Annotated in this window: 23 protein-coding genes and 1 riboswitch; of the genes, 13 read left to right on the forward strand and 10 right to left on the reverse strand. The window is 63.3% G+C overall.

All coding sequences use genetic code 11. The annotated features are described in order from the left end of the window. Positions 1-112: 112 nt before the first annotated feature. On the forward strand, positions 113-664 hold the full coding sequence (locus J5M71_RS00645) for a cytochrome b (protein ID WP_207828532.1): 552 nt from the start codon (positions 113-115) through the stop codon (positions 662-664). A gap of 34 nt (positions 665-698) precedes the next feature. After that, positions 699-1,277, forward strand: coding sequence for a YceI family protein (locus tag J5M71_RS00650; protein ID WP_207828535.1), 579 nt, complete (start codon positions 699-701; stop codon positions 1,275-1,277). Between the two features lie 158 nt (positions 1,278-1,435). Here the strand turns inward: J5M71_RS00650 and J5M71_RS00655 are convergent, their stop codons facing one another. The 5 genes from J5M71_RS00655 to ahcY all read right to left on the reverse strand — a co-directional run bounded on the left by J5M71_RS00655 (position 1,436) and on the right by ahcY (position 8,066). Further along, on the reverse strand, positions 1,436-3,319 hold the full coding sequence (locus J5M71_RS00655; RefSeq protein WP_207828545.1) for a DEAD/DEAH box helicase: 1,884 nt from the start codon (positions 3,317-3,319) through the stop codon (positions 1,436-1,438). Positions 3,320-3,538: 219 nt separating this feature from the next. After that, positions 3,539-4,327 carry a transporter substrate-binding domain-containing protein gene (locus J5M71_RS00660; protein ID WP_207828548.1) on the reverse strand — a complete coding sequence of 263 codons (789 nt, stop codon included), beginning with the start codon at positions 4,325-4,327 and terminating at the stop codon, positions 3,539-3,541. A gap of 165 nt (positions 4,328-4,492) precedes the next feature. Continuing rightward, positions 4,493-5,569 (reverse strand): hypothetical protein, encoded by a 1,077-nt coding sequence (locus J5M71_RS00665; RefSeq protein WP_207828551.1) that lies wholly within the window; start codon positions 5,567-5,569, stop codon positions 4,493-4,495. A gap of 92 nt (positions 5,570-5,661) precedes the next feature. Continuing rightward, positions 5,662-6,507: a methylenetetrahydrofolate reductase [NAD(P)H] gene (metF, locus tag J5M71_RS00670; RefSeq protein WP_085621759.1), complete on the reverse strand. Its 846-nt coding sequence runs from the start codon at positions 6,505-6,507 to the stop codon at positions 5,662-5,664. A gap of 149 nt (positions 6,508-6,656) precedes the next feature. Next, the gene (gene ahcY, locus J5M71_RS00675; RefSeq protein WP_207828553.1) at positions 6,657-8,066 is read right to left on the reverse strand and encodes an adenosylhomocysteinase; all 1,410 of its coding nucleotides are present in this window, start codon (positions 8,064-8,066) and stop codon (positions 6,657-6,659) included. A 20-nt stretch (positions 8,067-8,086) separates the two neighbouring features. Then, positions 8,087-8,183, reverse strand: a riboswitch (S-adenosyl-L-homocysteine riboswitch). 178 nt (positions 8,184-8,361) lie between these two features. Between ahcY and J5M71_RS00680 the strand changes: the two genes are divergently transcribed. Beyond that, on the forward strand, positions 8,362-8,763 hold the full coding sequence (locus J5M71_RS00680; RefSeq protein ID WP_003257757.1) for a hotdog domain-containing protein: 402 nt from the start codon (positions 8,362-8,364) through the stop codon (positions 8,761-8,763). 52 nt (positions 8,764-8,815) lie between these two features. On the opposite strand, the gene J5M71_RS00685 is transcribed toward J5M71_RS00680, so the two are convergent. Beyond that, positions 8,816-10,051 carry a sodium:proton antiporter gene (locus tag J5M71_RS00685; RefSeq protein WP_207828556.1) on the reverse strand — a complete coding sequence of 412 codons (1,236 nt, stop codon included), beginning with the start codon at positions 10,049-10,051 and terminating at the stop codon, positions 8,816-8,818. A gap of 190 nt (positions 10,052-10,241) precedes the next feature. Between J5M71_RS00685 and J5M71_RS00690 the strand changes: the two genes are divergently transcribed. Next, positions 10,242-11,075, forward strand: coding sequence for an EamA family transporter (locus J5M71_RS00690; protein WP_063911985.1), 834 nt, complete (start codon positions 10,242-10,244; stop codon positions 11,073-11,075). A gap of 30 nt (positions 11,076-11,105) precedes the next feature. Beyond that, positions 11,106-11,492 carry an MAPEG family protein gene (locus J5M71_RS00695; RefSeq protein WP_207828557.1) on the forward strand — a complete coding sequence of 129 codons (387 nt, stop codon included), beginning with the start codon at positions 11,106-11,108 and terminating at the stop codon, positions 11,490-11,492. A gap of 111 nt (positions 11,493-11,603) precedes the next feature. Here the strand turns inward: J5M71_RS00695 and J5M71_RS00700 are convergent, their stop codons facing one another. Beyond that, positions 11,604-12,755 carry a murein transglycosylase A gene (locus J5M71_RS00700; RefSeq protein WP_207828559.1) on the reverse strand — a complete coding sequence of 384 codons (1,152 nt, stop codon included), beginning with the start codon at positions 12,753-12,755 and terminating at the stop codon, positions 11,604-11,606. Positions 12,756-12,874: 119 nt separating this feature from the next. On the opposite strand from J5M71_RS00700, the gene J5M71_RS00705 reads away from it, so the two are divergent. After that, entirely contained in the window at positions 12,875-13,321 is a 447-nt protein-coding gene (locus J5M71_RS00705) for a cytochrome c (protein WP_025340887.1), read from the forward strand. Positions 13,322-13,504: 183 nt separating this feature from the next. Here the strand turns inward: J5M71_RS00705 and J5M71_RS00710 are convergent, their stop codons facing one another. The 3 genes from J5M71_RS00710 to J5M71_RS00720 all read right to left on the reverse strand — a co-directional run bounded on the left by J5M71_RS00710 (position 13,505) and on the right by J5M71_RS00720 (position 16,357). Further along, positions 13,505-13,897, reverse strand: coding sequence for a DUF1090 domain-containing protein (locus J5M71_RS00710; RefSeq protein WP_207828561.1), 393 nt, complete (start codon positions 13,895-13,897; stop codon positions 13,505-13,507). Positions 13,898-14,155: 258 nt separating this feature from the next. Beyond that, positions 14,156-15,346 (reverse strand): methionine adenosyltransferase, encoded by a 1,191-nt coding sequence (gene metK, locus J5M71_RS00715; protein ID WP_063911980.1) that lies wholly within the window; start codon positions 15,344-15,346, stop codon positions 14,156-14,158. 18 nt (positions 15,347-15,364) lie between these two features. After that, positions 15,365-16,357: a metalloregulator ArsR/SmtB family transcription factor gene (locus J5M71_RS00720; RefSeq protein ID WP_207828564.1), complete on the reverse strand. Its 993-nt coding sequence runs from the start codon at positions 16,355-16,357 to the stop codon at positions 15,365-15,367. Between the two features lie 344 nt (positions 16,358-16,701). Between J5M71_RS00720 and tkt the strand changes: the two genes are divergently transcribed. The 7 genes from tkt (at position 16,702) to J5M71_RS00755 (ending at position 25,376) form a co-directional block, all read left to right on the forward strand. Continuing rightward, positions 16,702-18,699, forward strand: a complete 1,998-nt coding sequence (gene tkt / locus J5M71_RS00725; protein WP_207828567.1) for a transketolase — start codon at positions 16,702-16,704, stop codon at positions 18,697-18,699. A gap of 180 nt (positions 18,700-18,879) precedes the next feature. After that, positions 18,880-19,941: an erythrose-4-phosphate dehydrogenase gene (gene epd, locus J5M71_RS00730; RefSeq protein WP_207828569.1), complete on the forward strand. Its 1,062-nt coding sequence runs from the start codon at positions 18,880-18,882 to the stop codon at positions 19,939-19,941. 12 nt (positions 19,942-19,953) lie between these two features. Beyond that, entirely contained in the window at positions 19,954-21,117 is a 1,164-nt protein-coding gene (locus J5M71_RS00735) for a phosphoglycerate kinase (RefSeq protein WP_024087831.1), read from the forward strand. Further along, positions 21,117-21,368 carry a hypothetical protein gene (locus J5M71_RS00740; RefSeq protein ID WP_025340881.1) on the forward strand — a complete coding sequence of 84 codons (252 nt, stop codon included), beginning with the start codon at positions 21,117-21,119 and terminating at the stop codon, positions 21,366-21,368. The genes J5M71_RS00735 and J5M71_RS00740 overlap by 1 nt, the downstream gene beginning before the upstream one ends. Before the next feature lie 63 nt (positions 21,369-21,431). Next, positions 21,432-21,761, forward strand: coding sequence for an MliC family protein (locus J5M71_RS00745; RefSeq protein ID WP_063911976.1), 330 nt, complete (start codon positions 21,432-21,434; stop codon positions 21,759-21,761). Positions 21,762-21,861: 100 nt separating this feature from the next. Continuing rightward, positions 21,862-22,926 carry a class II fructose-bisphosphate aldolase gene (fba, locus tag J5M71_RS00750; RefSeq protein WP_016712383.1) on the forward strand — a complete coding sequence of 355 codons (1,065 nt, stop codon included), beginning with the start codon at positions 21,862-21,864 and terminating at the stop codon, positions 22,924-22,926. A gap of 323 nt (positions 22,927-23,249) precedes the next feature. After that, a complete protein-coding gene (locus J5M71_RS00755) occupies positions 23,250-25,376 on the forward strand; it encodes an EAL domain-containing protein (RefSeq protein ID WP_207828572.1) in 2,127 nt (708 codons plus the stop codon).

A 25,376-nucleotide genomic window follows, 5' to 3' on the forward strand; every position in this document is an offset into this window, starting at 1 on the left:
AGCTTACAGAATAAATATCGGATTTCTCGATAATCCAAAGCAATTTTTTCCGCTTTTATTCGATACGTTACGCGTTAGTCTGTGCACAGCTTTCACGGGGAAACACGTCAACATGCAACTGCGCAATTCACCTTCTCGCTACGGCGTGGTCAGCATCGTCCTGCACTGGGGCGTGGCTCTGGCAGTGTTCGGCCTGTTCGGCCTGGGCCTGTGGATGGTCGGTCTCGACTACTACAGCCCTTGGCGCAAGGCCGGCCCGGACCTGCACAAGAGCATCGGCCTGGTGCTGTTGGCAGTGATGCTGCTGCGGGTGGTCTGGCGCTTCATCAGCCCGCCACCACCGGCACCGGCCAACCACGGTGCACTCACCCGCCTGGCGGCCAAGCTGGGCCACCTGGCCCTGTATCTGGGGCTGTTCGCGGTAATGATCGCCGGTTACCTGATTTCCACTGCCGACGGTGTCGGCATTCCGGTGTTCGGCCTGTTCGAAGTGCCGGCACTGGTCAGCGACCTGCCCGACCAGGCAGACCTGGCTGGCGTGATTCATCTCTGGCTGGCCTGGGGCTTGGTGATTTTTGCCGTGCTGCATGCCTTGGCAGCGCTCAAGCACCATTTCATCGACCGTGACGCGACCCTGACCCGCATGCTGGGCCGCAAAGCTTGACTCTCAACCTCAATTGCATAGGAAGGAAGTAAGGATGTTGAAAAAGACTTTTGCCGCTCTGGCGCTCGGTACCGCTCTGCTCTCTGCCGGCCAGGCCATGGCTGCCGAGTACAAGATCGACAAGGAAGGCCAGCACGCGTTCGTTGACTGGAAGATCAGCCACCTGGGCTACAGCTTCATCCACGGTACCTTCAAGGACTTCGACGGCAGCTTCACCTGGGACAGCGCCAAGCCTGAAGCCAGCAAGATCAGCGTCGACCTGAAAACCGCCAGCCTGTGGTCGAACCACGCCGAGCGTGACAAGCACATTGCCAGCGCCGACTTCCTCGATGTGAAGAAGTACCCGCAAGCCAAGTTCGTCTCCACCAGCGTCAAGCCGACTGGCGACAAGACCGCTGACGTGACTGGCGACCTGACCATGCATGGTGTGACCAAGCCGGTTACCTTCAAGGCCACCTTCAACGGTGAAGGCAAGGACCCATGGGGTGGCGAGCGCGCTGGCTTCAACGCCACCACTACCCTGAACCTGAACGACTTCGGCATCAAAGGCCCGGGCGCTACTTCGCAGACCCTGGACCTGGATATCAGTGTTGAAGGTGTGAAACAGAAGTAATTCGGCTTAGCTGAAAGACCGAGGGGGCTGCTTCGCAGCCCTTTCGCGACACAAGGCCGCTCCTACAGGTTTTGCGCAGTTTTCACTTGCAGCGCAATACCTATGGGAGCGGCCTTGTGTCGCGAAAGGGCCGCAAAGCGGCCCCCTCATGCTTTTTGTCAGCCCTTGCGGGTCAGCAGCGCCGGGCGCTCACCGCGTGGGCGGCTTGGCAGGTCATCCAGCTGCTCCGGCGTCGGGTAACGGTCGAGCTTGGATTCCTTGCGGATGATCACCGGCTGTTTTTCCGGCTGGCGCGGGTTGCGCACGGCCGGCTCTTGCCGGGCAGCATCGTCACGGGCCGGGCGACCACGGCCGCCGCCATCACGGCGGGCACCGCCACCGTTGTTGGCACGGGCCGGGCGTTTCTCGCCACCGCCACTGCGCTGCTGGCCAGCATTGCGACCCTGGCCACCCGCGTTGTTGCGTTGGCCACTACCTTGAGCCTGACCTTGGCCGGCATTGCCACCCGGGCGGCGATTGCGGCCCTGGTTTTTGCCTTGGTACGGGCTGACATAGTCGGCACGGTTACCGAAGTTGTCGATATCGTCGTCGAGGAATTCTTCCGGATCACGGTCGGCAGGCACTTTCGGCACGCTGTTGGTGCTGGCCTGCTGTTGCTGCTGGCGCGGCTTCTTGTCACGCGGCTTGCGTTGCTGCTGTTGCCTGTCGCCGCTCTTTTCCTTGTCGGCCGGCTTGTCCGCAGCCTGTTGCTTGGCCTTGCCTTTATCCTTGCCCTTGTCCTTGCGGCCACCGTTGGCGTCTTTGCCGCCTTCGCCACGGGCCTGCTGGTTGCGGCCGCCACGGCCGTTGTTCTGCGGGCGCTCGCGTACTTCAGGCTTTTCGGCTTCTACCTGGCTGGCGTCGAAGCCCATCAGGTCGCCGTCCGGAATCTTCTGCCTGGTGACCCGCTCGATGCTCTTGAGCAGTTTTTCTTCATCCGGCGCGACCATGGAAATGGCCTCGCCCGAACGCCCGGCACGGCCGGTACGGCCGATACGGTGGACGTAGTCTTCCTCGACGTTCGGCAGCTCGAAGTTGACCACGTGCGGCAACTGGTCGATGTCCAGGCCACGGGCGGCGATGTCGGTGGCGACCAGTACGCGCACGCTGTTGGCCTTGAAGTCGGCCAGGGCCTTGGTGCGGGCATTCTGGCTCTTGTTACCGTGGATCGCGGCGGCGGTCAGGCCGTGCTTTTCCAGGTACTCGGCCAGGCGGTTGGCGCCATGCTTGGTACGGGTGAACACCAGCACCTGTTCCCAGGCACCCAGGGTGATCAGGTGTGCCAGCAGCGCGCGCTTGTGGCTGGCAGGCAGGCGGTAGACGCGCTGCTCGATACGCTCGACGGTGGTGTTCGGCGGGGTGACCTCGATACGCTCCGGGTTGTGCAGGAGCTTGTCGGCGAGGTCGGTGATGTCCTTGGAGAAGGTGGCCGAGAACAACAGGTTCTGGCGCTTGGCCGGCAGGCGGGCGAGGACCTTCTTGACGTCGTGGATGAAGCCCATGTCGAGCATGCGGTCGGCTTCGTCCAGCACCAGGATTTCAACGTGGGCCAGGTCAACCTTGCCTTGGCCGGCCAGGTCGAGCAGGCGGCCCGGGCAGGCGACCAGCACGTCCACACCCTTGGCAATGGCCTGGATCTGCGGGTTCATGCCGACGCCGCCGAAAATGCAGGCGCTGACCAGTGGCAGGTCACGGGCATAGACCTTGAAGCTGTCATGCACCTGGGCTGCCAGTTCGCGGGTCGGGGTCAGGACCAGTACGCGAGGTTGGCGCGGGCCATGACGCTGCGACTTGTCGGGGTGGCCGGCCGGGAACAGGCGCTCGAGGATCGGCAGGGCGAAACCGCCGGTTTTACCAGTACCTGTCTGTGCGGCGACCATCAGGTCGCGGCCTTGCAACACGGCGGGAATCGCCCGCTGTTGCACGGGGGTCGGCTGGGTATAGCCCGCAGCCTCGATAGCGCGGACAAGAGCCTCGGAGAGACCGAGGGAAGCAAAGGACATGGGCAATCCTGTTCTCGTGTGGGCTGGGCCCGTTTGGGATGTTCTGCCTGGCGCGACGGGCATCGGTGGGATGCGATCGCGTCCGGTCCAGCTGGGCTTTCACTGCACATCCGGGTAACGGAGGGTGGACGCGAAGGCGCGTCGATGCCGATCGGGATGCCTGTTGCGAGGCCGAGCGTCCGGGCGTGAGCCGGGCGGGAAGGCCCGAGTATAACAGAGCTAACGCGCTGTGCTGCTTTCCTGCTGCTCAACGGCGTTGAGAGTGTTTCCGATGTTGCCTATGTAGCGGTTGCTGATCGCCGCGTAGGCGGGTTCCTGCTTGAAGCGCCGCAGTTCCACGGCGAAGGCCTGGGCCAGTGCCTCCCGCCCCGGCTTGCGTGCCAGCCCCAGGTATTGCGCCTGGCGGCTGATCACCAGCGGCAGCTCCTCGACTTGCTGTTGCAGGCCCAGATGCCGCAGCAGGTAATGGCCGACCCTGCGGTCGGTGATTGCCAGGTCGATGCGGCCCAGCATCAGCTTGCCGAAGTTGGCTTCATGGGTAGGCGCGGCTTCGCGCCTGAAATGTGCGGCCTCGTTGAACGTTGCACCATAGGCGTAGCCGGGTGAGGTGCCGACGGTGAGGCCGGCAAGGTCATCCAGAGCCGTGACGGCATGGCGACGTGCGCGGGCCTGGAACAGGACGAACTCGACCTCCGACATGGGCTCGGGGGCATACACCAGGTAGGGCTGGCGCGACTCGGCCTGGAAGATATCCATGATGCCATCGGCCAGGCCCTGCTCGATCATTGCCAGGCAGCGCTTCCAGGGCAGGAACTGCCATTCCACCTCGACGCCAAGGCGTTGGAACACCTGGGTGGTGACTTCGTAGTCGATGCCGCGCGGCTGGCCGTCCTGCTGGTACACATAGGGTGCCCAGTCGTCGGTCACCAGGCGCAGGCGCTCGCCCAGAGCCAGCGGGCTCAGGCAGGCGAGCAACAGGATCCAGAACAGACGGGCGACGTGTGGCATGGCCGGAGATTACGCGCTCGGCCTGTTCAAGGCCAGTGGGGATGGTGTTCTCCTGTACCGGCCTCTTCGCGGGTAAACCCGCTCCCACAAGTACTGCGCAAGTCTGCAAGCCAGCAGAGATCCTGTGGGAGCGGGTTTACCCGCGAAGAGGCCGGTACAGGTCACTCAAGTGTGGGAAGACTTCAGCAGATGTGCCTCGATATCTTTGCGCCGCTCGCCCAGTGACAGGCGCAACCCCGGGTGGCGCAGGCACTGGCGCAGTTGCTCGGGCTCCATGTGGCCATGGCGGGCGTTGAGGTTTTCCAGGGCCTTGTCCCACCAGGCCGGCGCGCAGGCGCGGTCGAACTCGTTGGGGTAGGGGTAGCAGCCATACAGCAACTCGCGGGCGAACTGGCGTTCGTGGCTGGGCAGGGTCATGCTCAGTGCCTTGTAACCCAGCCGTTGCAGGGCCGGCGGCCGTGGCAGCTGGTCATTGACCAGGGGCACGTCGGCCAGCGCCGCCTGGCTCAGCGGGTCATGGCCGTGCTTGCGCAGCCAGGCCTGGATCTTGGCGCGGAACTGCGCCTTGCGGCTCCAGTAGTGGTGGATGACATCGGTGCATTCGGCCAGCTCCAGCCTGCGGTAGGCCGCCACCGCCAGGCAGAACTCCTCAAGGGTATAGGCTTCGCGAGCCAGGGGGTGGAACTCGTCCATCATGGCGATGGAGCGGTCCAGCGTGCCGGCGTCTTCGGCGGTAAGGCCGATCACCCCGGAGTTGACCAGTGGCATCTGGCAATCGGCCAGGCCCCGGGATTCGAGGATGGCCAGCAGGTTCTTGTACAGCAGGCACTTCTGGTTGCTGCCGTAGCGCGCGCCGATGGCATTGCACAGCAGGCGGCCTGGGGCTACCCGGGCGAACAGCTCCAGCGGCGACTTGCGGAAGAAGGTGTCGGTGTCGATCAGCACTGCCAGCGGGTGTTGCTGCAGCACCTGGCGCAACAGCACGTGCTTGCTGCGAAAGTGATAACCGTGGGGGGCGTTCCAGGCCTGGCGCGTGGCCTCGTCCAGCAGGTGTACGGTGACCGGCAGGCCGGCATAGGGCTGCGGGTTGTCGGTGTAGACCTGTATGTCCATGGCTTCGCCTGCTGCCGTGCCCAGGTGGGCGAGGGCGCTGACGATGCTGAAGCAGGCTTCCTGATGGTAGGTTGCCGGGCCAAATGCCAGGTAGACGAGCTGTGGACGCGATGGCGGGTGGGACTGCATGGCAGGCAAGACCTGTGTAACCGGAAAATGAATAAGGCTTTAGTCTATGACCAAAGCCTTAATCAGATCTTAAACAGATTTTGCAAAAAATTTCAGCGTGGCAGCTTCAGATTGTTCCAGATCGCCAGACTCGGCTCGGCCTGGTTCAAGGTGTAGAAGTGCAGGCCCGGTGCGCCGCCTTGCAGCAGCTGTTCGCACATGCGGGTGATCACTTCTTCGCCGAATGCCTGGATGCTGGCGGTGTCGTCGGCATAGGCTTCCAGCTGCTTGCGGATCCAGCGCGGGATCTCGGCGCCACAGGCATCGGAGAAGCGCGCCAGCTTGCTGTAGTTGGTGATCGGCATGATGCCAGGCACCACCGGGATGTCCACGCCCAGCTTCTGCGCGCGCTCGACGAAGTAGAAGTAGCTGTCGGCGTTGAAGAAGTACTGGGTGATGGCGCTGTCGGCACCGGCCTTGACCTTGTGCACGAAGTTGGCCAGGTCAGCCTCGAAGTTGCGGGCCTGTGGATGCATCTCCGGGTAGGCGGCCACTTCCAGGTGGAAGTGATCAGCGGTTTCCTGGCGGATGAATTCGACCAGGTCGCTGGCGTAGCGCAGTTCGCCACTGGCCATGCCCATGCCCGATGGCAGGTCGCCACGCAGGGCAACGATGCGCTTGATGCCGGCAGCCTTGTATTCGGCCAGCAGGGTGCGCAGTTCGGCCTTGGTGTCGCCGACGCACGACAGGTGCGGTGCGGCAGGTACCTTCACTTCGCTTTCCAGCTGCAGCACGGTATTCAGCGTGCGGTCGCGGGTCGAGCCACCGGCACCGTAGGTGCAGGAGAAGAAGTCCGGGTTGTAGGCGGCCAGCTGGCGGGCGACGCCCATCAGCTTTTCGTGACCGGCATCGGTCTTGGTCGGGAAGAACTCGAAACTGTAACGGCGTTCCTGGGACATCAGGCGTTCCTCTGGCAGCCAGTTGCAAGCGGCAGGCTGCAAGTAAAAGCCAGATCGGTTATGGCCGGCCTGGCTTGGGCATCGTTCAAGATCCTTTATGCTTGAGCTGCAAGCGGCAAACTTGCCGCTTGAAGCGTCAAGTTTGCCGCTTAGTAGCGGTAGGCGTGCGGTTTGAACGGGCCTTCGACGGTGACGCCGATGTACTCGGCCTGCTGCTTGGTCAGCTGGGTGACCACGCCGCCGAAGCCGCGGACCATTTCCAGGGCCACTTCTTCGTCGAGCTTCTTCGGCAGTACTTCAACGGTCAGGCGTTCGGCTTTCTTCTCGGCCGACAGGTCGGCGAACTTCTGCTCGAACAGGAAGATCTGCGCCAGTACCTGGTTGGCGAACGAACCGTCCATGATGCGGCTTGGGTGGCCAGTGGCGTTACCCAGGTTGACCAGGCGGCCTTCGGCCAGCAGGATCAGGTAGTCGTCGTTCTGCGGGTCGAAGCTGCCAGCGCCGGTGCGGTGGATCTTGTGCACCTGCGGTTTGACCTCTTCCCAGGCCCAGTTCTTGCGCATGAAGGCGGTGTCGATCTCGTTGTCGAAGTGGCCGATGTTGCACACTACGGCACGCTTCTTCAGCGCCTTGAGCATGTTGGCGTCGCACACGTTGACGTTGCCGGTGGTGGTCACGATCAGGTCGATCTTGCCCAGCAGGGCCTTGTCGATGCTGGCTTCGGTGCCGTTGTTGATACCGTCGATGAACGGCGAAACCACTTCGAAACCGTCCATGCAAGCCTGCATGGCGCAGATCGGGTCGACTTCGGTGACCTTGACGATCATGCCTTCCTGGCGCAGGGACTGGGCCGAGCCCTTGCCCACGTCACCGTAGCCGATCACCAGGGCCTGCTTGCCCGACAGCAGGTGGTCGGTACCACGTTTGATGGCGTCGTTCAGGCTGTGACGGCAGCCGTACTTGTTGTCGTTCTTGCTCTTGGTGACCGAGTCGTTGACGTTGATCGCCGGGACTTTCAGCTCGCCCTTGGCCAGCATGTCCAGCAGGCGGTGCACGCCGGTAGTGGTCTCTTCGGTGATGCCGTGCACGCGCTCCAGTACTTGCGGGTACTTCTTGTGCAGCAGTTCGGTCAGGTCGCCACCGTCGTCGAGGACCATGTTGGCGTCCCATGGCTGGCCATCCTTGAGGATGGTCTGTTCCAGGCACCACTCGTACTCTTGCTCGGTTTCACCTTTCCAGGCGAACACCGGGATACCGGCGGCGGCGATGGAGGCGGCGGCCTGGTCCTGGGTGGAGAAGATGTTGCAGGACGACCAGCGCACTTCGGCACCCAGGGCAACCAGGGTTTCGATCAGCACGGCGGTCTGGATGGTCATATGGATGCAGCCCAGGATCTTCGCACCCTTGAGCGGTTGCTCGGCCAGGTACTTGCGACGCAGGCCCATCAGTGCAGGCATTTCCGATTCGGCGATGATGGTTTCGCGACGGCCCCAGGCGGCCAGGGAGATGTCGGCGACTTTGTAATCGGTAAAACCAGCAGGCATGTTTGCAGCGCTCATGAGAGCCTCCATTCGTAGTGTGCGAATGGGCGCCGTTGTGCGTTAAGCGCCCGCGAGAGCGAGCAACGCCCCATCCGAGCCTGACAGGCCTAGCCTGCTGCAGCGCCCCTCGGACGGGTGGCGGGCATGGCGCCGCTGTGGGCGGCCATGTAAAGCGGCAGAGATTATAGCCGCGCCCGTCGGCTTGCCCAAGGTTTTCTGTCGATTAATCGCGACGATAGTCGATGTTCAATGGAGCGACAGCGGCCGCTCTGCCATCATTGCTACACGTTAGTCAGGCAGGTCAGGAGTACAGATGAACTTTCATACCCGCAAGTGGGTTAAACCCGAAGACCTCAACCCCAATGGCACCCTGTTCGGTGGCAGCCTGTTGCGCTGGATCGACGAAGAGGCGGCGATCTACGCCATCGTCCAGCTGGGCAACCAGCGTGTGGTGACCAAGTACATATCGGAAATCAACTTCGTCAGTGCCTCGCGCCAGGGCGACATCATCGAGCTGGGCATCACCGCCACCGAGTTCGGCCGCACCTCGATCACCCTCAAGTGCGAAGTGCGCAACAAGATCACCCGCAAGGCCATCCTCACGGTCGACAAGATGGTCTTCGTCAACCTTGGCGAGGACGGGCTGCCGGCGGCGCATGGGCGGACCGAGATCAAGTACATCCAGGACCAGTTCCCGGATTCCGCGGTGGAATAAGTTCAGCATTTGGCGCTTCGCGGGCAAGCCCGCGAAGAGGCCGGAAACTATCTCAAGGCTGAGCGCTGACCTTGCGCACCACCCGGCCGATACTCAACCCCTGCACCAGGATCGACGACAGCACCACGATGTAGGTGATCGACAGCAGCAGGTCACGTTCCTCGCCCTGTGGCAGTGACAGTGCCAGGGCTACCGACACCCCACCGCGCAGGCCACCCCAGGTCAGCACCCGCACCGTGCCCTTGGGCACCGGGCGCCAGCGCCGCAGCAGCACGATCGCCGGGGCCACGGTCAGCAGCCGCGACAGCAGCACCGCCAGCGCCAGCACGCCACCGGCTGCCAGGTGCATCCAGTTGAATGGCAGCAGCAACAGTTCCAGGCCGATCAACGCGAACAGCAGGGCGTTGAGCATGTCGTCGATCAGCTCCCAGAAACCGTCCATGTAGCGACGGGTCATGTCGTTCATCGCCAGGTTGCGCCCCAGGTTGCCGATGATCAGCCCGGCCACCACCATGGCGATCGGCGCCGAAACGTGCAGCTCGTAGCACATCGCCGAGCCGCCGATGACCAGCGCCAGGGTCAGCATCACTTCCACCTGATATTGCTCGACGCTCTTGATCATGCGGTAGGTGGCGTAGCCGATCAGGCCGCCGAACACCACGCCGCCGATGGCCTCGCGGGCGAACAGGATCGCGGTGTCGGTCATGCTCGGCGTCTCGCCCAGCTGGATGATGCCCAGCAGCACGGTGAACACCACTACCGCAGTGCCATCGTTGAACAGCGACTCGCCGACGATGGTTGTTTTAAGCGGTTTCGAGGCATTGGCGGTACGTAGTGCACCAAGCACGGCAATCGGGTCGGTGGGCGAGATCAGCGCACCGAACAACAGGCAGTAGATCAGCGGCACCTGCCAGCCGAACAGGGCGAACACCCAATGCGACAGGTAGCCGATGACCACGGTGGCAATCAATACGCCGACGGTGGCCAGCAGGCCGATGGGCCAGCGGTAGCTGCGCAGGTCGGAGAGGTTGACGTGCAAGGCCCCGGCGAACAGCAGGAACGCCAGCATCCAGTGCATCAGCAGGTCGTTGAAGTCGATCTGGTTCATCAGCCCTTCGACGCGTGCTTCCAGGCCAGGGAAGCCGATCAGGCTCAGGCCTTGCAGCATCAGGGAGAACAGCAGGGCCGTGACCATTACGCCGATGGCGGGGGGCAGGCCGATGAAACGGTAATTTACATAGGTGAGGAGGGTAGTGAGGCAGATAAACGCAGCAACGAGTTCAAGCATCCCGAATCCTGTAACAGTGGCTTCCAAGTCGTAACCCGAACGGCTCGGGCAGTTCTTTGATGACCTGGCGCGGGGTTCGGGACACAAGGTTTGACCAGATTCGTTCCAATCGTTCCCGTACAAGGGGCCGCACAGCGGCCCCCGAACGCTATATATTCACAGCCATGAAAAGCCACAAGGATAAGAAGGCGTGCTGGCAACTTCCCTGGTACTGATCGCCGCCCTGCTGCACGCGACCTGGAATACCCTGATCAAATTCAGCGGCGAGCGCCTGCTGGTGATCGCCAGCATGGATACGGTGGCGTTGGCCTTCGCGGTGCTGGCGGTGCCCTTCGTCGAGGTGCCGCCGGCCAACATCTGGCCCTGGCTGCTGGCTTCGGCGCTGGCCGAGCAGCTGTACCGCTTCCTGCTTATCCAGGCCTACCGCGTGGGCGACCTGGGGCTGGTCTATCCTCTGATGCGCGGGCTGTCGCCGCTGGTGGTGCTGGGACTGACCCTGGCCTTTGCCGGCGAGTCGCTGAGCCAGCAGCAGATCATCGGCATCCTGCTGATCCCTTGTGGCATGGCTTGCCTGTTGTGGCAGGGCGGTGGCGGTGACCGGCTGCCTTGGTCGATGCTGCCGGTGGTGGCCCTGATAGGCCTGTGCATTGGTTGCTACACCTGGTTCGACGGCCAGGCCGTGCGCTTGTGGGGCAAGCCCTGGGATTACCTGGTGTGGCTGACCTTGCTCAGTGCCTGGCCCTTCCCGCTGCTGGCCAGCGTGGCACGACGTGCGCCGTTCGTGCTGTTCTGGCGCCTGCAGTGGCGTCTGGGGCTGGCGGTGGGGTTGTGCGTATTGCTCAGCTACGCGCTGGTGCTGTGGGCCATGCACCTGGGGTCGGTGGCCGAGGCGGCGGCACTGCGCGAGTTGAGCGTGATCCTGGTGGTGCTGTTGGGCATGCGCTACCTGAAAGAACCTTTTGGCGGGCCGAGACTCCTAGCTTGCGGGCTGGTGTTGGCCGGCATGCTGGTAATGAAGCTTTGACCCGAAAAGACTGAACAAGGAGTCCTGTCCATGACCGTTGCCCTGTGGTGCATCCTGATTGCGCTGGTCTTGCCGCCACTGTGTGGTTTGATCGCCAAAGTCAGCAGTGGCCGCTTCCGCCTGCGCGACAACCACGACCCGCGTGCGTTCCTGGATACCCTGTCCGGGCTACCGCGGCGCGCGCATGCTGCCCAGCAGAACGGTTTCGAGGCCTTTCCGGCATTTGCCGCGGCGGTGCTGGTGGCGGATATCGTCGGCAATGCCGAGCAGGTGACCCAGGATGTGCTGGGGGTGATGTACATCACCAGTCGGCTGCTTTACATCATCTGTTACCTGGCCGACTGGGCTGCCTTGCGATCGCTGGTGTGGTTTGCCGGGATGGCGATGATCGTGGCGTTCTTCGTGGTTTCGATCTGAGACCGCGTCGCCTTCTTCGCGGGTAAACCCGCTCCCACAGGATCATCACAGCTCTCGAGAGCGGTGATGTCCCTGTGGGAGCGGGTTTACCCGCGAAGAATCCAGCACCGATCAAGGCACTTTAGGTACTTCAGGCAGTGGCTTGCCCTTGGGCCACAGCATCCAGATCTGCCCTTGCTGCTTCATGTTCCCGGCCAGCTCTCCGGCTTCCGGCCCGGTGCCCCAGAACAGGTCCGCGCGCACCTCGCCCGTAATTGCCCCACCGGTATCCTGAGCCCCCACCGGGCGTACCACCGGGGTTCCGTCCGGGCGAGTGGTGGAAAGCCACAGCAGGCTGCCCAGCGGAATCACCTTGCGGTCGATGGCCACGCTGTAGCCAGCGGTCAGCGGCACGTTCAGCGAACCACGAGGCCCTTCGTTGCTGTCCGGGCGGGTGCTGAAGAATACGTAGCTGGGGTTGCTGGCGAGCAGTTCCGGCACCCGCTGCGGGTTGGCCTGGGCCCAGGCGTGAATGGCGCCCATGCTCACTTCTTCCTTCTTCAACTGGCCCTGTTCCACCAGCCAGCGCCCGATTGGGCGGTAGGGGTGGCCGTTCTGGTCGGCGTAACCCAGGCGCAGCTGGCGGCCGTCTTCCAGTTGTACCCGGCCGGAGCCCTGGATCTGCAGGAACTGCAGGTCCATCGGGTCGGTCAGCCAGGCCAGCACCGGTGCCTTGACGCCGTCACGGTTGATCACCTCGGCGGTGTCGTAAGGCTTGAGCACCCGGCCATCAAGGCGACCGCGCAGGCGCTTGCCTTTGAGTTCGGGGTACACGCTGGCCAGGTCGACCACGATCATGTCTTCGGGGATGCCGTAAACTGCCACATGGTTGGTCGCCGACTGGCTCAGGCTGCCAGGGTAGACCGGTTCGTAGTAACCGGTGATCAGGCCGTTGGCATTGTTTTCGGCCGAACGCAGGCCGTATACCTGCAGGTTCTGTTGCAGGAAGGCGCGTACCTGCAGGGCATTGTCGGGTACGCTGGCGGCTGTTTCGCAGGTGCTGGCCCAGACGGTGTCGCGCTTAAGCTTTTCACAGCCGTTGCGCCAGGCCTGGAAGCCGGCTATCAGATCGCTGTCGCTGACGGTGGGCAGGTCCTGCCAGGTGGCATTGGCGTAGGTGGCGATGGCGTGCGGCTCGGGTTTGGCACTTTCGCCACCGTTGCAGCCGGCCAGCAGGGCCAGCGCCGGCAGTGTCCAGGCCAGATGGCGCAGGGCAGATTTCATGAGTACGTTCCTGTCATGGGTGAACATGAATATTCGCCCCTGTTTTTTATGTGGCTATTGGTCTTTGGCCCTTGGGCAGCGATACTGGCCGCCCATTTGCGTAGGCCGAAGTGACCGTGATGTTGAAGCGATTGACCGTTGTTCTGCTGGCAGCACTGGCCCTGGGGGGTTGCGATCGGGTTGACCCGAACTCCCCGCTGGGCAAGCGCAAGGTGATCTTCAAGGACATGCTCAAGACCAGCGAAGACCTGGGTGGCATGCTGCGTGGCCGGTTGCCGTTCGACGGGGTGAAGTTCGCCGACGGTGCACTGAAACTGGACAACCTTTCGCACCAACCCTGGCAGCACTTTCCACAGGCCCGCGATGGTGGCGACAGCAGCGCGCGTGCCGAGGTATGGGAGCGCCAGGCGCGCTTTCATGACCTGGCCCGGCAGCTGGAAGGCGTCACTGGCGAACTGGTCGATGTCACCCGCGGCCAGCCGCTGGACGCTGCGCAGTTGAAGGCGCCGATGGACAAGGTCGAAGCGGCTTGCAAGGCTTGTCATACCGAATTCCGCAATCACTGACTTGACTGCCCGTGCGGGGAGCAGCTGTCTTGCTCGATTTCTGCAAACTGGCGAAATTCCTGTGGGAGCGGGCGCGCCCGCGAACACGGGCGAAGCCCGTGCCATCCACCGCGGCGCTTGCTTCGCGGCGGTTCGACGCCTCGACACGCCCGCTCCCACAGGAATGGCGCATACCAGGGAAAGTCAGCGATCCAGATCCTCCACCGCTTCCTGCAGTTCCTTGCGCGACTCGGCCAGCTTGTCCTTGCGCTTGTTGATCTTCTCCGAATCGCCTTTCTTCTCGGCTTTCTTCAAGTCCTTTTCCCGCTGCGCCACTTCGTGACGGGCTTCGAGCACCTTTTGCTCACGTTCCTTGCGCAGGCTGGCATCGGTGCAGTTATCGACCCCACGCAGCGCCTCCTCCAGCCCTGCGACCTGGTCGTTGTTGCCGTGGTCACGGGCAATCTTCAACTGGTTCTCGATGGCGCTGCGCTTGGCGGCGCAACCGGTCAGGCCGGCATCCGGCTGGGCAGCTTGTACAGCGCCAGCGGCCAGGCCTAGTGTCGCGAGCAGGAAAAGGGTCGAAATACGTTTCATGAAAAGCCTCCTTGACGGGGCGGGGCAGCAAAAGTTGGGGGAAATCCTGCCTTGGTTTTGCCCATTTAGAAACCCTTGTTGGGGCTTTCCGGCTGAATCTCGGGTTTTTCCTGCAGGCAAATTGGTAAAAATTCATTGCTCGATGCTGTGCCTGTCGATCCTGAATCCGTCGAGCCCGGCCTTGCCGCTGAGCCGGCAAACACAAAAAAGCCCCTGCCGATTGCTCGGCAGGGGCTTTCGTCCGGCGCTGCAGGAAACTTACAGACCGGCAGCGTCACGCAGCGACTGGGCGCGGTCGGTGCGCTCCCAGGTGAAGGTGGTGAAGGTGTCGTCGCCGACCGTCTTCTGCTGCGGGGTACGGCCGAAGTGGCCGTAGGCAGCGGTTTCCTGGTACATCGGGTGCAGCAGGTCGAGCATGGTGGTGATGGCGTACGGGCGCAGGTCGAAGCACTCGCGCACCAACTGGACGATCTTGTCGTCGGAGACCTTGCCGGTACCGAAGGTGTTGATCGAGATGGAGGTCGGCTGGGCCACGCCGATGGCGTACGACACCTGGATCTCGCAACGCTCGGCCAGGCCGGCGGCGACGATGTTCTTGGCCACGTAGCGGCCGGCGTAGGCGGCGGAGCGGTCGACCTTGGACGGGTCCTTGCCGGAGAACGCGCCACCACCATGGCGGGCCATGCCACCGTAGGAGTCGACGATGATCTTGCGCCCGGTCAGGCCGCAGTCACCCACCGGGCCACCGATGATGAAGTTGCCGGTCGGGTTGATGTGGTACTGGGTGCCCTTGTGCAGCAGTTCGGCAGGCAGGGTGTGCTTGACGATCAACTCCATCACGGCTTCCTGCAGGTCTTTCTGCGAAACCTCTGGGTTGTGCTGGGTCGACAGCACCACGGCGTCGATGCCGACCACCTTGCCATTTTCGTAACGGCAGGTGACCTGCGACTTGGCGTCCGGGCGCAGCCATGGCAGCAGTTTCGATTTGCGCGCTTCGGCCTGGCGCTCGACCAGGCGGTGCGAGAAGCAGATCGGTGCCGGCATCAACACGTCGGTTTCGTTGCTGGCGTAGCCGAACATCAGGCCCTGGTCACCGGCACCCTGGTCTTCCGGGCGGGAGCGGTCGACGCCCTGGGCGATGTCCACCGACTGCTTGCCGATGATGTTCATCACGGCGCAGGTGGCGCCGTCGAAGCCGACATCGGAGCTGTTGTAGCCGATGTCGATGATGACCTTGCGCACCAACTCTTCCAGGTCGACCCAGGCGGAGGTGGTGACTTCGCCGGCGATGATGGCGACACCGGTCTTGACCAGGGTTTCGCAGGCTACGCGGGCGTATTTGTCCTGGGCGATGATGGCATCAAGGACAGCGTCCGAAATCTGGTCGGCGATCTTGTCCGGATGCCCTTCGGACACGGACTCGGAGGTGAAAAGGGAGTATTCGCTCATCTCGAAGGTTCCTGAAATTTACCGATGGTGTATGTCGCCAGCCGTCCGCTGGAAATGGCGGACCTGGATCTGGAAACCGTTACGCAAGCCCACGTACAGGCTGTCCCCGGGGACCAGCCCGGCAGCGTTGGCCCAACGGGCCAGGTCGTCCTGTTCAAAGCCCAGCCAGAGGTCGCCGCAGGCTTCCCGCGCCCACCCCTGGTCATGGCTGCACAGTTCGGTGACCAGCAGGCTGCCGCCTGCCTTCACCCGTTTGGCCAGCTGGCGCAAGGCCAGGGCCGGGTCGCTGAAATGGTGCAGCACCATGTTCAGCACAACGCAGTCGGCGGCCACATCCGTTGCACCCAGTGCATCGGCCAACTGCAGGTTCACGTTGTCGAGCCCCTCGCGCTGGCACACCTGACGCGCCAGTTCGAGCATGGTCGGGCTGTTGTCCAGGGCGGTGACCTGGGCGAAGCGCCGGGCCAGGTCGGGGAGGAAGCCGCCGTCGCCGGGGCCGACCTCCAGGGCGCTGGCGGCCGGGTCGAAATTCAGTTTGTCGAGCAACGCCAGCAGGCTTTCGCGGTACTGCGGCAGGCCGGCGATCAGGTCTTGCTGGGCACGGAACTTCTCTTCCACGCGCAGGAAGAAGTCCTGGCTGGTGGCCGCGCGGCGTTGCTGCACCTGGGCGATGCGCGCCTGCACGTCAGGCGGCAGGGTCAGGTCATCCACCTCTTCGAGCAGCGCCGCATGCAGCCGGCCGCCCAGGCGCAGGCTGTCGGGCAGGGCGCGGCGGTAGAAGATGGCATTGCCCTCGCGGCGGGTCGCCACCAGCTCGGCCTGGGCCAGCACCTTCAAGTGGTGGCTCATGCCCGACTGGCCCACGTCGAAGATCTGCGCCAGCTCCAGCACGCCGAACGAGTCGTTGGCCAGGGCGCGCAACACGTTCAGGCGCAACTCGTCGCCACTGGCTTTGCACAGGGCAGCCAATGCTTCGCGTTGCTCGGGGATCGATTGCGCACGGAGGTTCATGGTGCGGCAGTCTAGGCAGGTATCATTGCCCTCGCAAGGTCAATATCAAAAAGTTTTGATATTGACTGATGGGCGGAGTGCGGGGTTGCCCTTTCTGGCCTCTTCGCGGGTGAACCCGCTCCCACAGGTTCAGCACTGCCCTCAGGCTTGGTGCGACCCTGTAGGAGCGGGTTCACCCGCGAAGAAGCCGGCACCGATTTCCAGATTTTGCCCCGAAATGAGTGCCAATCAGAGGAAAATCCCCCGACTGCGACCATACGTCATTGCCCCAAGCCCCCCCAGTGGGCGAAAATGGCCGCCTTTTTTCGTGACACCACCTATTCAAGCCCCCCAGGAGATCAGCGATGCCCAGCCGTCGTGAACGTGCCAACGCCATTCGTGCCCTCAGCATGGATGCCGTGCAAAAGGCCAACAGCGGCCACCCAGGTGCCCCCATGGGCATGGCGGATATCGCCGAAGTGCTTTGGCGCGACTATCTGAAGCACAACCCGAGCAACCCGGATTTCGCCGACCGTGACCGCTTCGTGCTGTCCAACGGCCACGGTTCGATGCTGATCTACTCGCTGCTGCACCTGACCGGCTACGACGTCACCATCGATGACCTCAAAGGCTTCCGCCAGCTGCACAGCCGCACCCCGGGCCACCCGGAATACGGCTACACCCCAGGCGTCGAGACCACTACCGGCCCGCTCGGCCAGGGTATCGCCAACGCCGTGGGCTTCGCCCTGGCCGAAAAAGTGCTGGCGGCCCAGTTCAACCGTGACGGCCACACCATCGTCGACCACAACACCTACGTGTTCCTCGGCGACGGCTGCATGATGGAAGGTATCTCCCACGAAGTCGCCTCGCTGGCTGGCACCCTGGGCCTGAACAAGCTGATCGCCTTCTACGACGACAACGGCATTTCCATCGACGGCGAAGTGCACGGCTGGTTCACCGACAACACCCCGGCGCGCTTCGAGGCGTACAACTGGCAGGTGATCCGCAACGTCGACGGCCATGACGCCGATGAGATCAAGACCGCCATCGAGACCGCCCGCAAGAGCGATCGTCCGACCCTGATCTGCTGCAAGACCATCATCGGTTTCGGCTCGCCGAACAAGCAGGGCAAGGAAGACTGCCACGGCGCACCGCTGGGCAACGACGAAATCGCCCTGGCCCGCAAGGAACTGAACTGGAACCACGGCCCGTTCGAGATCCCGGCCGAGATCTACGCCGAGTGGGACGCCAAGGCTGCCGGTGCCAAGGCCGAAGCCGAGTGGAACCAGCGTTTCGACGCCTACGCCAAGGCCTACCCGGAGCTGGCTGCCGAGTTCAAGCGCCGTGCCAGCGGCGAGCTGCCGGCCGACTTCAGCGCCAAGGCCCAGGCCTACATCAACGAAGTGGCCGCCAAGGGCGAAACCATTGCCAGCCGCAAGGCCAGCCAGAACGCCCTGAACGCCTTCGGCCCGCTGCTGCCGGAGTTTCTCGGCGGTTCGGCTGACCTGGCCGGTTCCAACCTGACCCTGTGGAAGGGCTGCAAGGGGGTCGAAGCCAACGACGCCAGCGGCAACTACGTGTTCTACGGCGTGCGCGAGTTCGGCATGACCGCCATCATGAACGGCGTTGCCCTGCACGGTGGCCTGGTACCTTACGGCGCAACCTTCCTGATGTTCATGGAATACGCCCGCAACGCCGTGCGCATGTCGGCGCTGATGAAGCAGCGCGTGATCCACGTCTACACCCACGACTCCATCGGCCTGGGCGAAGACGGCCCGACTCACCAGCCGATCGAGCAGCTGACCAGCCTGCGCAGCACGCCGAACCTGGACACCTGGCGCCCGGCCGACGCGGTGGAATCCGCCGTGTCCTGGAAAAACGCCCTGGAGCGCAAGGACGGCCCTTCGGCGCTGATCTTCTCGCGCCAGAACCTGCAGCACCAGGACCGCGACGCCCAGCAGATCGCTGATATCAGCCGCGGCGGCTACGTGCTCAAGGACTGCGCCGGCGAGCCTGAGCTGATCCTGATCGCTACCGGTTCCGAAGTGGGCCTGGCTGTGCAGGCGCACGCCAAGCTGACCGAGCAAGGCCGCAAGGTGCGCGTGGTTTCCATGCCATGCACCAGCGTGTTCGATGCCCAGGACGCGGCCTACAAGCAGTCGGTTCTGCCGCTGGAAGTGGGGGCGCGCATCGCCATCGAAGCCGCCCACGCCGACTTCTGGTACAAGTACGTTGGTCTGGAAGGCCGCGTCATCGGCATGACCACCTATGGTGAGTCGGCGCCGGCTTCGGCCCTGTTCGAAGAGTTCGGCTTCACCGTGGAGAACATCCTCGGTACTGCCGAAGAGCTGCTGGAAGACTGATGTAAATATGGAGGGCAGTGACGCCCTCCAGGTCGTGCAAGGGGGAGGGCTTCGCCCTCCATCGCGACACAAGGCCGCTCCTACAGGGTATTGCGCATGCAGCCCGTTGTAGGAGCGGCCTTGTGCCGCGATGGGCCGCAACGCGGCCCCAACAGCCATCATGCGTTAGCGAGCCAACGAATGTCCCACCTGCGTCCCTACAAAGTTGCACTCAACGGTTATGGCCGTATCGGCCGCTGTGTCCTGCGCGCGCTGTTCGAGCGGGGGGCAAAGGCCGGTTTCGAGATCGTTGCGCTGAACGACCTGGCCGACCAGGCCAGCCTGGAATACCTGACACGCTTCGACTCCACCCACGGGCGCTTCCCCGGTGAGGTGAAGGTCGACGGCGACTGTCTGCATATCAATGGCGACTGCGTGAAGGTGATGCGCAGTGCCACCCCCGAAGGCATCGACTGGGCCGCCCTGGACATCGACCTGGTGCTGGAGTGCTCCGGCGCCTACCACACCCGCGCCGATGGCCAGCGCTTCCTCGATGCCGGCGCGCCGCGGGTGCTGTTCTCGCAGCCGATGGCCAGCGAGGCCGACGTCGATGCCACGGTGGTCTACGGTGTCAACCAGGCCTGCCTGACGGGCAGCGAGCGCCTGGTGTCCAATGCCTCGTGCACCACCAACTGCGGCGTGCCGCTGCTGCGTGTGCTGGACCAGGCGTTCGGCATCGAATACGTGCAGATCACCACCATCCACTCGGCGATGAACGACCAGCCGGTGATCGACGCCTACCACCACGAAGACCTGCGCCGCACGCGTTCGGCCTTCCAGTCGGTGATCCCGGTGTCCACGGGGCTGGCGCGTGGCATCGAGCGCCTGCTTCCGGAACTTGCCGGGCGAATCCAGGCCAAAGCGGTACGCGTACCGACCGTCAACGTCTCGTGCCTGGACATCACCCTGCAGACCGCCCGCGATACCAGCGCGGCCGAAGTCAACCGGGTGCTGCGCGAGGCGGCGCTGGAAGGCCCGCTGAAAGGCTTGCTGGCCTACACCGAGTTGCCGCATGCCAGCTGTGATTTCAACCATGACCCGCATTCGGCGATCGTCGATGCCAGCCAGACCCGTGTTTCCGGCCCCCGCCTGGTGAACCTGCTGGCCTGGTTCGACAACGAATGGGGGTTTGCCAACCGTATGCTCGACGTTGCCGAACACTATCTGCACGTCGTTCACCCAACCCGCAACAAACAGCCCTGAAGGACTGCATTCATGACCGTGTTGAAGATGACCGACCTCGACCTGCAAGGTAAGCGCGTACTGATCCGCGAAGACCTCAACGTGCCTGTGAAGGACGGTGTGGTAGCCAGCGACGCGCGTATCCTGGCAGCGCTGCCGACCATCAAGCTGGCCCTGGAGAAGGGCGCGGCGGTAATGGTCTGCTCGCACCTGGGTCGCCCGACCGAGGGTGAGTTCTCTGCCGAGAACAGCCTCAAGCCGGTCGCTGACTACCTGAGCAAGGCCCTGGGCCGCGACGTGCCGCTGGTGGCCGACTACCTCGACGGTGTCGAGGTCAAGGCTGGTGACCTGGTGCTGTTCGAGAACGTGCGCTTCAACAAGGGCGAGAAGAAGAACGCCGACGAACTGGCGCAGAAATACGCCGCCCTGTGCGACGTGTTCGTCATGGACGCTTTCGGTACTGCACACCGTGCCGAAGGTTCGACCCATGGCGTTGCCAAGTTTGCCAAGGTCGCCGCTGCCGGCCCGCTGCTGGCAGCCGAGCTGGATGCCCTGGGCAAGGCCCTGAAGGCCCCGGCCAAGCCGATGGCGGCCATCGTTGCCGGCTCCAAGGTCTCCACCAAGCTGGACGTGCTGAACAGCCTGAGCTCGGTCTGCGACCAGCTGATCGTCGGTGGCGGCATCGCCAACACCTTCCTGGCTGCAGCCGGCCACCCGGTGGGCAAGTCGCTGTACGAGCCTGACCTGGTCGACACCGCCAAGGCCATCGCCGCCAAGGTCAGCGTACCTCTGCCGGTCGACGTGGTGGTTGCCAAGGAGTTCGCCGAGAGCGCCGAAGCTACCGTCAAGGCCATTGCCGACGTTGCCGCTGACGACATGATCCTGGACATCGGCCCGCAAACCGCAGCCAACTTCGCCGAGCTGCTGAAGTCGTCGAAGACCATCCTGTGGAACGGCCCGGTTGGCGTGTTCGAGTTCGACCAGTTCGGCAACGGCACCAAGGTGCTGGCCAAGGCCATCGCCGACAGTGCTGCGTTCTCCATCGCCGGCGGCGGTGACACCCTGGCAGCCATCGACAAATATGGCGTTGGCGCCGATATCTCCTACATTTCTACCGGTGGTGGCGCTTTCCTCGAGTTTGTCGAGGGCAAGGTCCTGCCAGCCGTGGCAATCCTGGAAGAGCGGGCCAAGGCCTGATGACGTCGGCGCTTGGCAAAGGGAGTGGCCTGATGGTCAAGCAATTGCCTGTGATGATGCTGGCTGGTCTGCTGAGCGCCTGCGCCGGCAGCCCGGCTTCGGATGCCGATCCGGCGCAGCCGCCCAAGGGCGGTTGCTACCAGTCCGAGTGGCAGGCCGAGACCGTGCCGGTCATCAGCAAGCGCGTGGGCCCGGAGGGCCTGGAAAAGTACGACGAAGACCACCAGCGCAAGGCGCCGGGTTGCCCTTGATCCCGACATTTCGTCGGGCCAGGCAACCAAGCGGACGCTGCGTGGTCATCTAGAGGATATGTAATGAAAGCGCTTTTGGCCGTGACGGCCCTGGCGACACTGGCAGGATGCTCACTGCTGCAGCCGGCGCAACCCGCCCCGGCAGACGACTGGACCCGTTGGGTCTGCGACACCCAGGCTGAAGTGCTATGGCGTTTCGCCGATGCGCAGCGCGACCAGGTCGATGTGCGCCTTGGTGGCGGCGACCAGGTCTACCGGCTCAAGGCCGAGCCGGGGGCCTCGGGTGCGCTGTACAGCGATGGCATGCTGGCCTTTCACACCAAAGGCGAAGAAGGCCTGGTGTACTGGGTGGCAACCAACGATCTGATTGGGCGGGGCTGCAAGGCACCGTGACTGGCCGGGCCGCGAGGGTGGCCCACACTACTTGAACAGCAACCGCCCCTGCGGCAGGCTTGCACGAAACAAACGACGCTTGTCGGGAGAGAGATACACAATGGCACTCATTAGCATGCGCCAGATGCTGGACCACGCCGCCGAGTTCGGTTACGGCGTACCAGCTTTCAACGTCAACAACCTCGAGCAGATGCGCGCCATCATGGAAGCGGCCGACAAGACCGACTCCCCGGTGATCGTCCAGGCTTCGGCGGGTGCCCGCAAATACGCCGGTGCTCCGTTCCTGCGCCACCTGATCCTGGCTGCCATCGAAGAGTTCCCGCATATCCCGGTGTGCATGCACCAGGACCACGGCACCAGCCCTGACGTTTGCCAGCGCTCGATTCAGCTGGGCTTCAGCTCGGTCATGATGGACGGCTCGCTGGGTGAAGACGGCAAGACCCCGACCGACTACGAGTACAACGTCCGCGTTACCCAGCAGACCGTTGCCATGGCACATGCCTGTGGCGTTTCGGTAGAAGGCGAACTGGGTTGCCTGGGTTCGCTGGAAACCGGCATGGCCGGTGAAGAAGACGGTATCGGCGCCGAAGGCGTGCTGGACCACAGCCAGATGCTGACCGACCCGGAAGAAGCCGCCGACTTCGTCAAGAAGACCCAGGTCGATGCCTTGGCGATCGCCATCGGTACCAGCCACGGTGCCTACAAGTTCACCAAGCCACCAACCGGTGACGTGCTGGCCATCGACCGCATCAAGGAAATCCACAAGCGCATCCCCAACACCCACCTGGTGATGCACGGTTCGTCCTCGGTACCGCAAGAGTGGCTGGCGATCATCAACCAGTACGGCGGCGACATCAAGGAAACCTATGGTGTACCGGTCGAAGAAATCGTCGAAGGTATCAAGTACGGCGTGCGCAAGGTCAACATCGACACCGACCTGCGCCTGGCTTCCACCGGTGCCATGCGCCGCCTGATGGCGCAGAACCCGAGCGAGTTCGACCCGCGCAAGTTCTTCGGTGAAACCGTCAAGGCCATGCGTGACGTGTGCATCGCCCGTTACGAAGCCTTCGGCACTGCTGGCAATGCCTCGAAGATCAAGCCGATCTCCCTGGAAGGCATGTACCAGCGCTACCTGAAAGGTGAGCTGGCCGCCAAGGTCAACTGATCTTCCGGTATTAATGAAAAAGCCCGCAGCGATGCGGGCTTTTTCATTTTCGGGTGATGGAACCTTCCGCCTGTGCCGGCCTCTTCGCGGGTAAACCCGCTCCCACAGGGTACTCACTGGCCTGGAAAACAGTGATGAACCTGTGGGAACGGGTTTACCCGCGAAGAGGCCGGCACATATTCCCGGCAAACCGACCGTTAGTCGGCTACCGTACAGTTGAGGCATTGATAGCGTTCTGATTGCATTGCGTGTTACCCGCTCAGGTCTAGAGTACAAGTGGATCCAAGCGTATCTTGAAGTCGGTCACAAAATAGAGAAGCAGCATGGATGGCGCTCACCCTCACCCTCAGCCACTGGATGGCAACTCGGTTCTTCTGGTGGTAGACGATTACCCCGAAAACCTCATCAGCATGCGGGCATTGCTGGCCCGTCAGGATTGGCAAGTATTGACGGCAAACTCAGGAATGGAAGCCCTGAGCGCGTTGCTCGAACACGATGTCGACCTGGTTTTGCTGGATGTACAGATGCCGGAGATGGACGGCTTCGAAGTCGCCCGGCTGATGCGCGGCAGCCAGCGCACCCGGCTGACCCCGATCATTTTCCTCACCGCCAACGAACAGTCCGAAGCGGCCGTGCTCAAAGGCTACGCCAGCGGCGCGGTGGACTACATGTTCAAACCGTTCGACCCGCAAATCCTCAAGCCCAAGGTCCAGGCCCTGCTCGACCAGCAGCGCAACCGCCGCATGCTGCAGCGCCTGACCCGCGAGCTGGAAGCGGCCAGGGCGTTCAATGCCTCAATCCTGGAGAACGCCGCCGAGGGCATTCTGGTGGTGGATGCCCAAGGCGTCATCAGCTTTGCCAACCCGGCCATTTCCCGTTTGTTGTCAGCGTCGGTGCAGCAGTTGCAGGGCGCCCATCTGCTTGACCTGGTGCAACTGACCAGTGCCAGCCTGTGGAATGAGTCGGACTTCTACCAGGCCTATCTGGGGCGGCGCATCTTCCGCGTGCACGATGCCCAGCTGCGCACCCAGGGCGGCGAGCTGGTGCCGGTGGCGTTGTCCTGCGCGCCGCTGCCGGCCGACCAGCAGGCCATGGTGGTCACCGTACTGGACATGTCGGCGGTGCGCAGCCTGCACCAGCAGCTGGAATACCAGGCCGTCACCGACCCGCTCACCGGCCTGCTCAACCGCCGCGGCTTCTACCAGGCCGCCGAAGGTGCGTTGCTGCGCAACGAGCGCTCGGACAAGGCACAGGCACTGATGTACATGGACCTGGATGGCTTCAAGCGCATCAACGACTCGCTCGGCCACGACGCGGGTGACCGGGTGCTGCACTGGGTGGCCGAACAGCTCAAGGATTGCCTGGGCAGTGAAGCGCTGCTGGCGCGCATGGGCGGCGATGAGTTCACCGCGCTGTTCGACGGCCTGCCTTATCCGGAGCAGGCCGGACGCTATGCCGAGCGGTTGCTGGAACGCATTTCCATCAGCCACCAGGTGGAAGGGCTGGATGTGAGCCTTGGGGTGAGCATCGGCATCGCCACCTATCCGGACTGCGGGGCCAATGTCGAAGGCCTGCTGCGTGCGGCCGATGCGGCGATGTACGCGGCCAAGCAGGCCGGGCGCCAGCAGTATCGCTTCTACGATCAGGAGCTCAACGGCCGGGCACGTTCGCGGCTGATGCTTGAAGACAGCGTACGCACGGCTGTCGAGCAGCAAGACTTCACGTTGGTTTACCAGCCGCAGGTTGGCTTCAACGATGGCCGCCTGCGTGGCTTCGAGGCTTTGTTGCGCTGGCAGCATCCCAGTGTCGGCGACGTACCGCCGGGGCTGTTCATCCCGTTGCTGGAAGAGGCGCGCCTGATCAACCGCCTGGCCAGCTGGATCTACCGCCAGGGCGCGGCCCAGCGCCAGGCCTGGTGCCAGCGTTTTCCGGCGGAACTGGTGCTGGGTATCAGCCTGAGCCGCGCGCAGTTCGTCATGCCCAACCTGGTCGACGAACTGCATCGGGTCATCCAGCTTTACCAGCTGGACCCGGCGCAGCTGGAAGTGGAAGTGGCGGAAACCTCGCTGATGTACAACATCGATGCGGCCGTGAAACAGATTCACCGTTTGCGCGAGCTGGGCGTGCGGGTGGCGCTGGATGATTTTGGTGCCGGTGACTGTTCGCTGCGCATGTTGCGCGACCTGCCGATCGATACCCTCAAGCTCGACCGCCACCTGGTGGCGCGCTTGCCCGACTCGGCGGTGGATGCGGCGTTGGTGCGCAGCGTTATCAGCCTGTGCGCCGACTACCGTATCACGGTGATCGCCGAGGGCGTGGAAACCTCGGCCCAGGCGGCCTGGCTCAAGGCCAATGGCTGTGAGTACGTGCAGGGCTTCCTGGTGGCTCACCCGATGACCGCTACGGATGCCAGTGCCTTCCCGGCGATTTTCTCCTGGCCAGGGCCATGA

This window comes from Pseudomonas sp. 43(2021), assembly GCF_017490805.1.
GTDB lineage: Bacteria > Pseudomonadota > Gammaproteobacteria > Pseudomonadales > Pseudomonadaceae > Aquipseudomonas.

What these genes read in the sequence shown, in the direction of transcription:
- J5M71_RS00645 (WP_207828532.1), top strand. Translation starts at nt 113, where the DNA reads ATGCAACTGCGCAATTCACCTTCTCGCTACGGCGTGGTCAGCATCGTC.
- J5M71_RS00650 (WP_207828535.1), top strand. Translation starts at nt 699, where the DNA reads ATGTTGAAAAAGACTTTTGCCGCTCTGGCGCTCGGTACCGCTCTGCTC.
- J5M71_RS00655 (WP_207828545.1), bottom strand. Translation starts at nt 3,319, where the DNA reads ATGTCCTTTGCTTCCCTCGGTCTCTCCGAGGCTCTTGTCCGCGCTATC.
- J5M71_RS00660 (WP_207828548.1), bottom strand. Translation starts at nt 4,327, where the DNA reads ATGCCACACGTCGCCCGTCTGTTCTGGATCCTGTTGCTCGCCTGCCTG.
- J5M71_RS00665 (WP_207828551.1), bottom strand. Translation starts at nt 5,569, where the DNA reads ATGCAGTCCCACCCGCCATCGCGTCCACAGCTCGTCTACCTGGCATTT.
- metF (WP_085621759.1), bottom strand. Translation starts at nt 6,507, where the DNA reads ATGTCCCAGGAACGCCGTTACAGTTTCGAGTTCTTCCCGACCAAGACC.
- ahcY (WP_207828553.1), bottom strand. Translation starts at nt 8,066, where the DNA reads ATGAGCGCTGCAAACATGCCTGCTGGTTTTACCGATTACAAAGTCGCC.
- J5M71_RS00680 (WP_003257757.1), top strand. Translation starts at nt 8,362, where the DNA reads ATGAACTTTCATACCCGCAAGTGGGTTAAACCCGAAGACCTCAACCCC.
- J5M71_RS00685 (WP_207828556.1), bottom strand. Translation starts at nt 10,051, where the DNA reads ATGCTTGAACTCGTTGCTGCGTTTATCTGCCTCACTACCCTCCTCACC.
- J5M71_RS00695 (WP_207828557.1), top strand. Translation starts at nt 11,106, where the DNA reads ATGACCGTTGCCCTGTGGTGCATCCTGATTGCGCTGGTCTTGCCGCCA.
- J5M71_RS00700 (WP_207828559.1), bottom strand. Translation starts at nt 12,755, where the DNA reads ATGAAATCTGCCCTGCGCCATCTGGCCTGGACACTGCCGGCGCTGGCC.
- J5M71_RS00705 (WP_025340887.1), top strand. Translation starts at nt 12,875, where the DNA reads ATGTTGAAGCGATTGACCGTTGTTCTGCTGGCAGCACTGGCCCTGGGG.
- J5M71_RS00710 (WP_207828561.1), bottom strand. Translation starts at nt 13,897, where the DNA reads ATGAAACGTATTTCGACCCTTTTCCTGCTCGCGACACTAGGCCTGGCC.
- metK (WP_063911980.1), bottom strand. Translation starts at nt 15,346, where the DNA reads ATGAGCGAATACTCCCTTTTCACCTCCGAGTCCGTGTCCGAAGGGCAT.
- J5M71_RS00720 (WP_207828564.1), bottom strand. Translation starts at nt 16,357, where the DNA reads ATGAACCTCCGTGCGCAATCGATCCCCGAGCAACGCGAAGCATTGGCT.
- tkt (WP_207828567.1), top strand. Translation starts at nt 16,702, where the DNA reads ATGCCCAGCCGTCGTGAACGTGCCAACGCCATTCGTGCCCTCAGCATG.
- epd (WP_207828569.1), top strand. Translation starts at nt 18,880, where the DNA reads ATGTCCCACCTGCGTCCCTACAAAGTTGCACTCAACGGTTATGGCCGT.
- J5M71_RS00735 (WP_024087831.1), top strand. Translation starts at nt 19,954, where the DNA reads ATGACCGTGTTGAAGATGACCGACCTCGACCTGCAAGGTAAGCGCGTA.
- J5M71_RS00740 (WP_025340881.1), top strand. Translation starts at nt 21,117, where the DNA reads ATGACGTCGGCGCTTGGCAAAGGGAGTGGCCTGATGGTCAAGCAATTG.
- J5M71_RS00745 (WP_063911976.1), top strand. Translation starts at nt 21,432, where the DNA reads ATGAAAGCGCTTTTGGCCGTGACGGCCCTGGCGACACTGGCAGGATGC.
- fba (WP_016712383.1), top strand. Translation starts at nt 21,862, where the DNA reads ATGGCACTCATTAGCATGCGCCAGATGCTGGACCACGCCGCCGAGTTC.
- J5M71_RS00755 (WP_207828572.1), top strand. Translation starts at nt 23,250, where the DNA reads ATGGATGGCGCTCACCCTCACCCTCAGCCACTGGATGGCAACTCGGTT.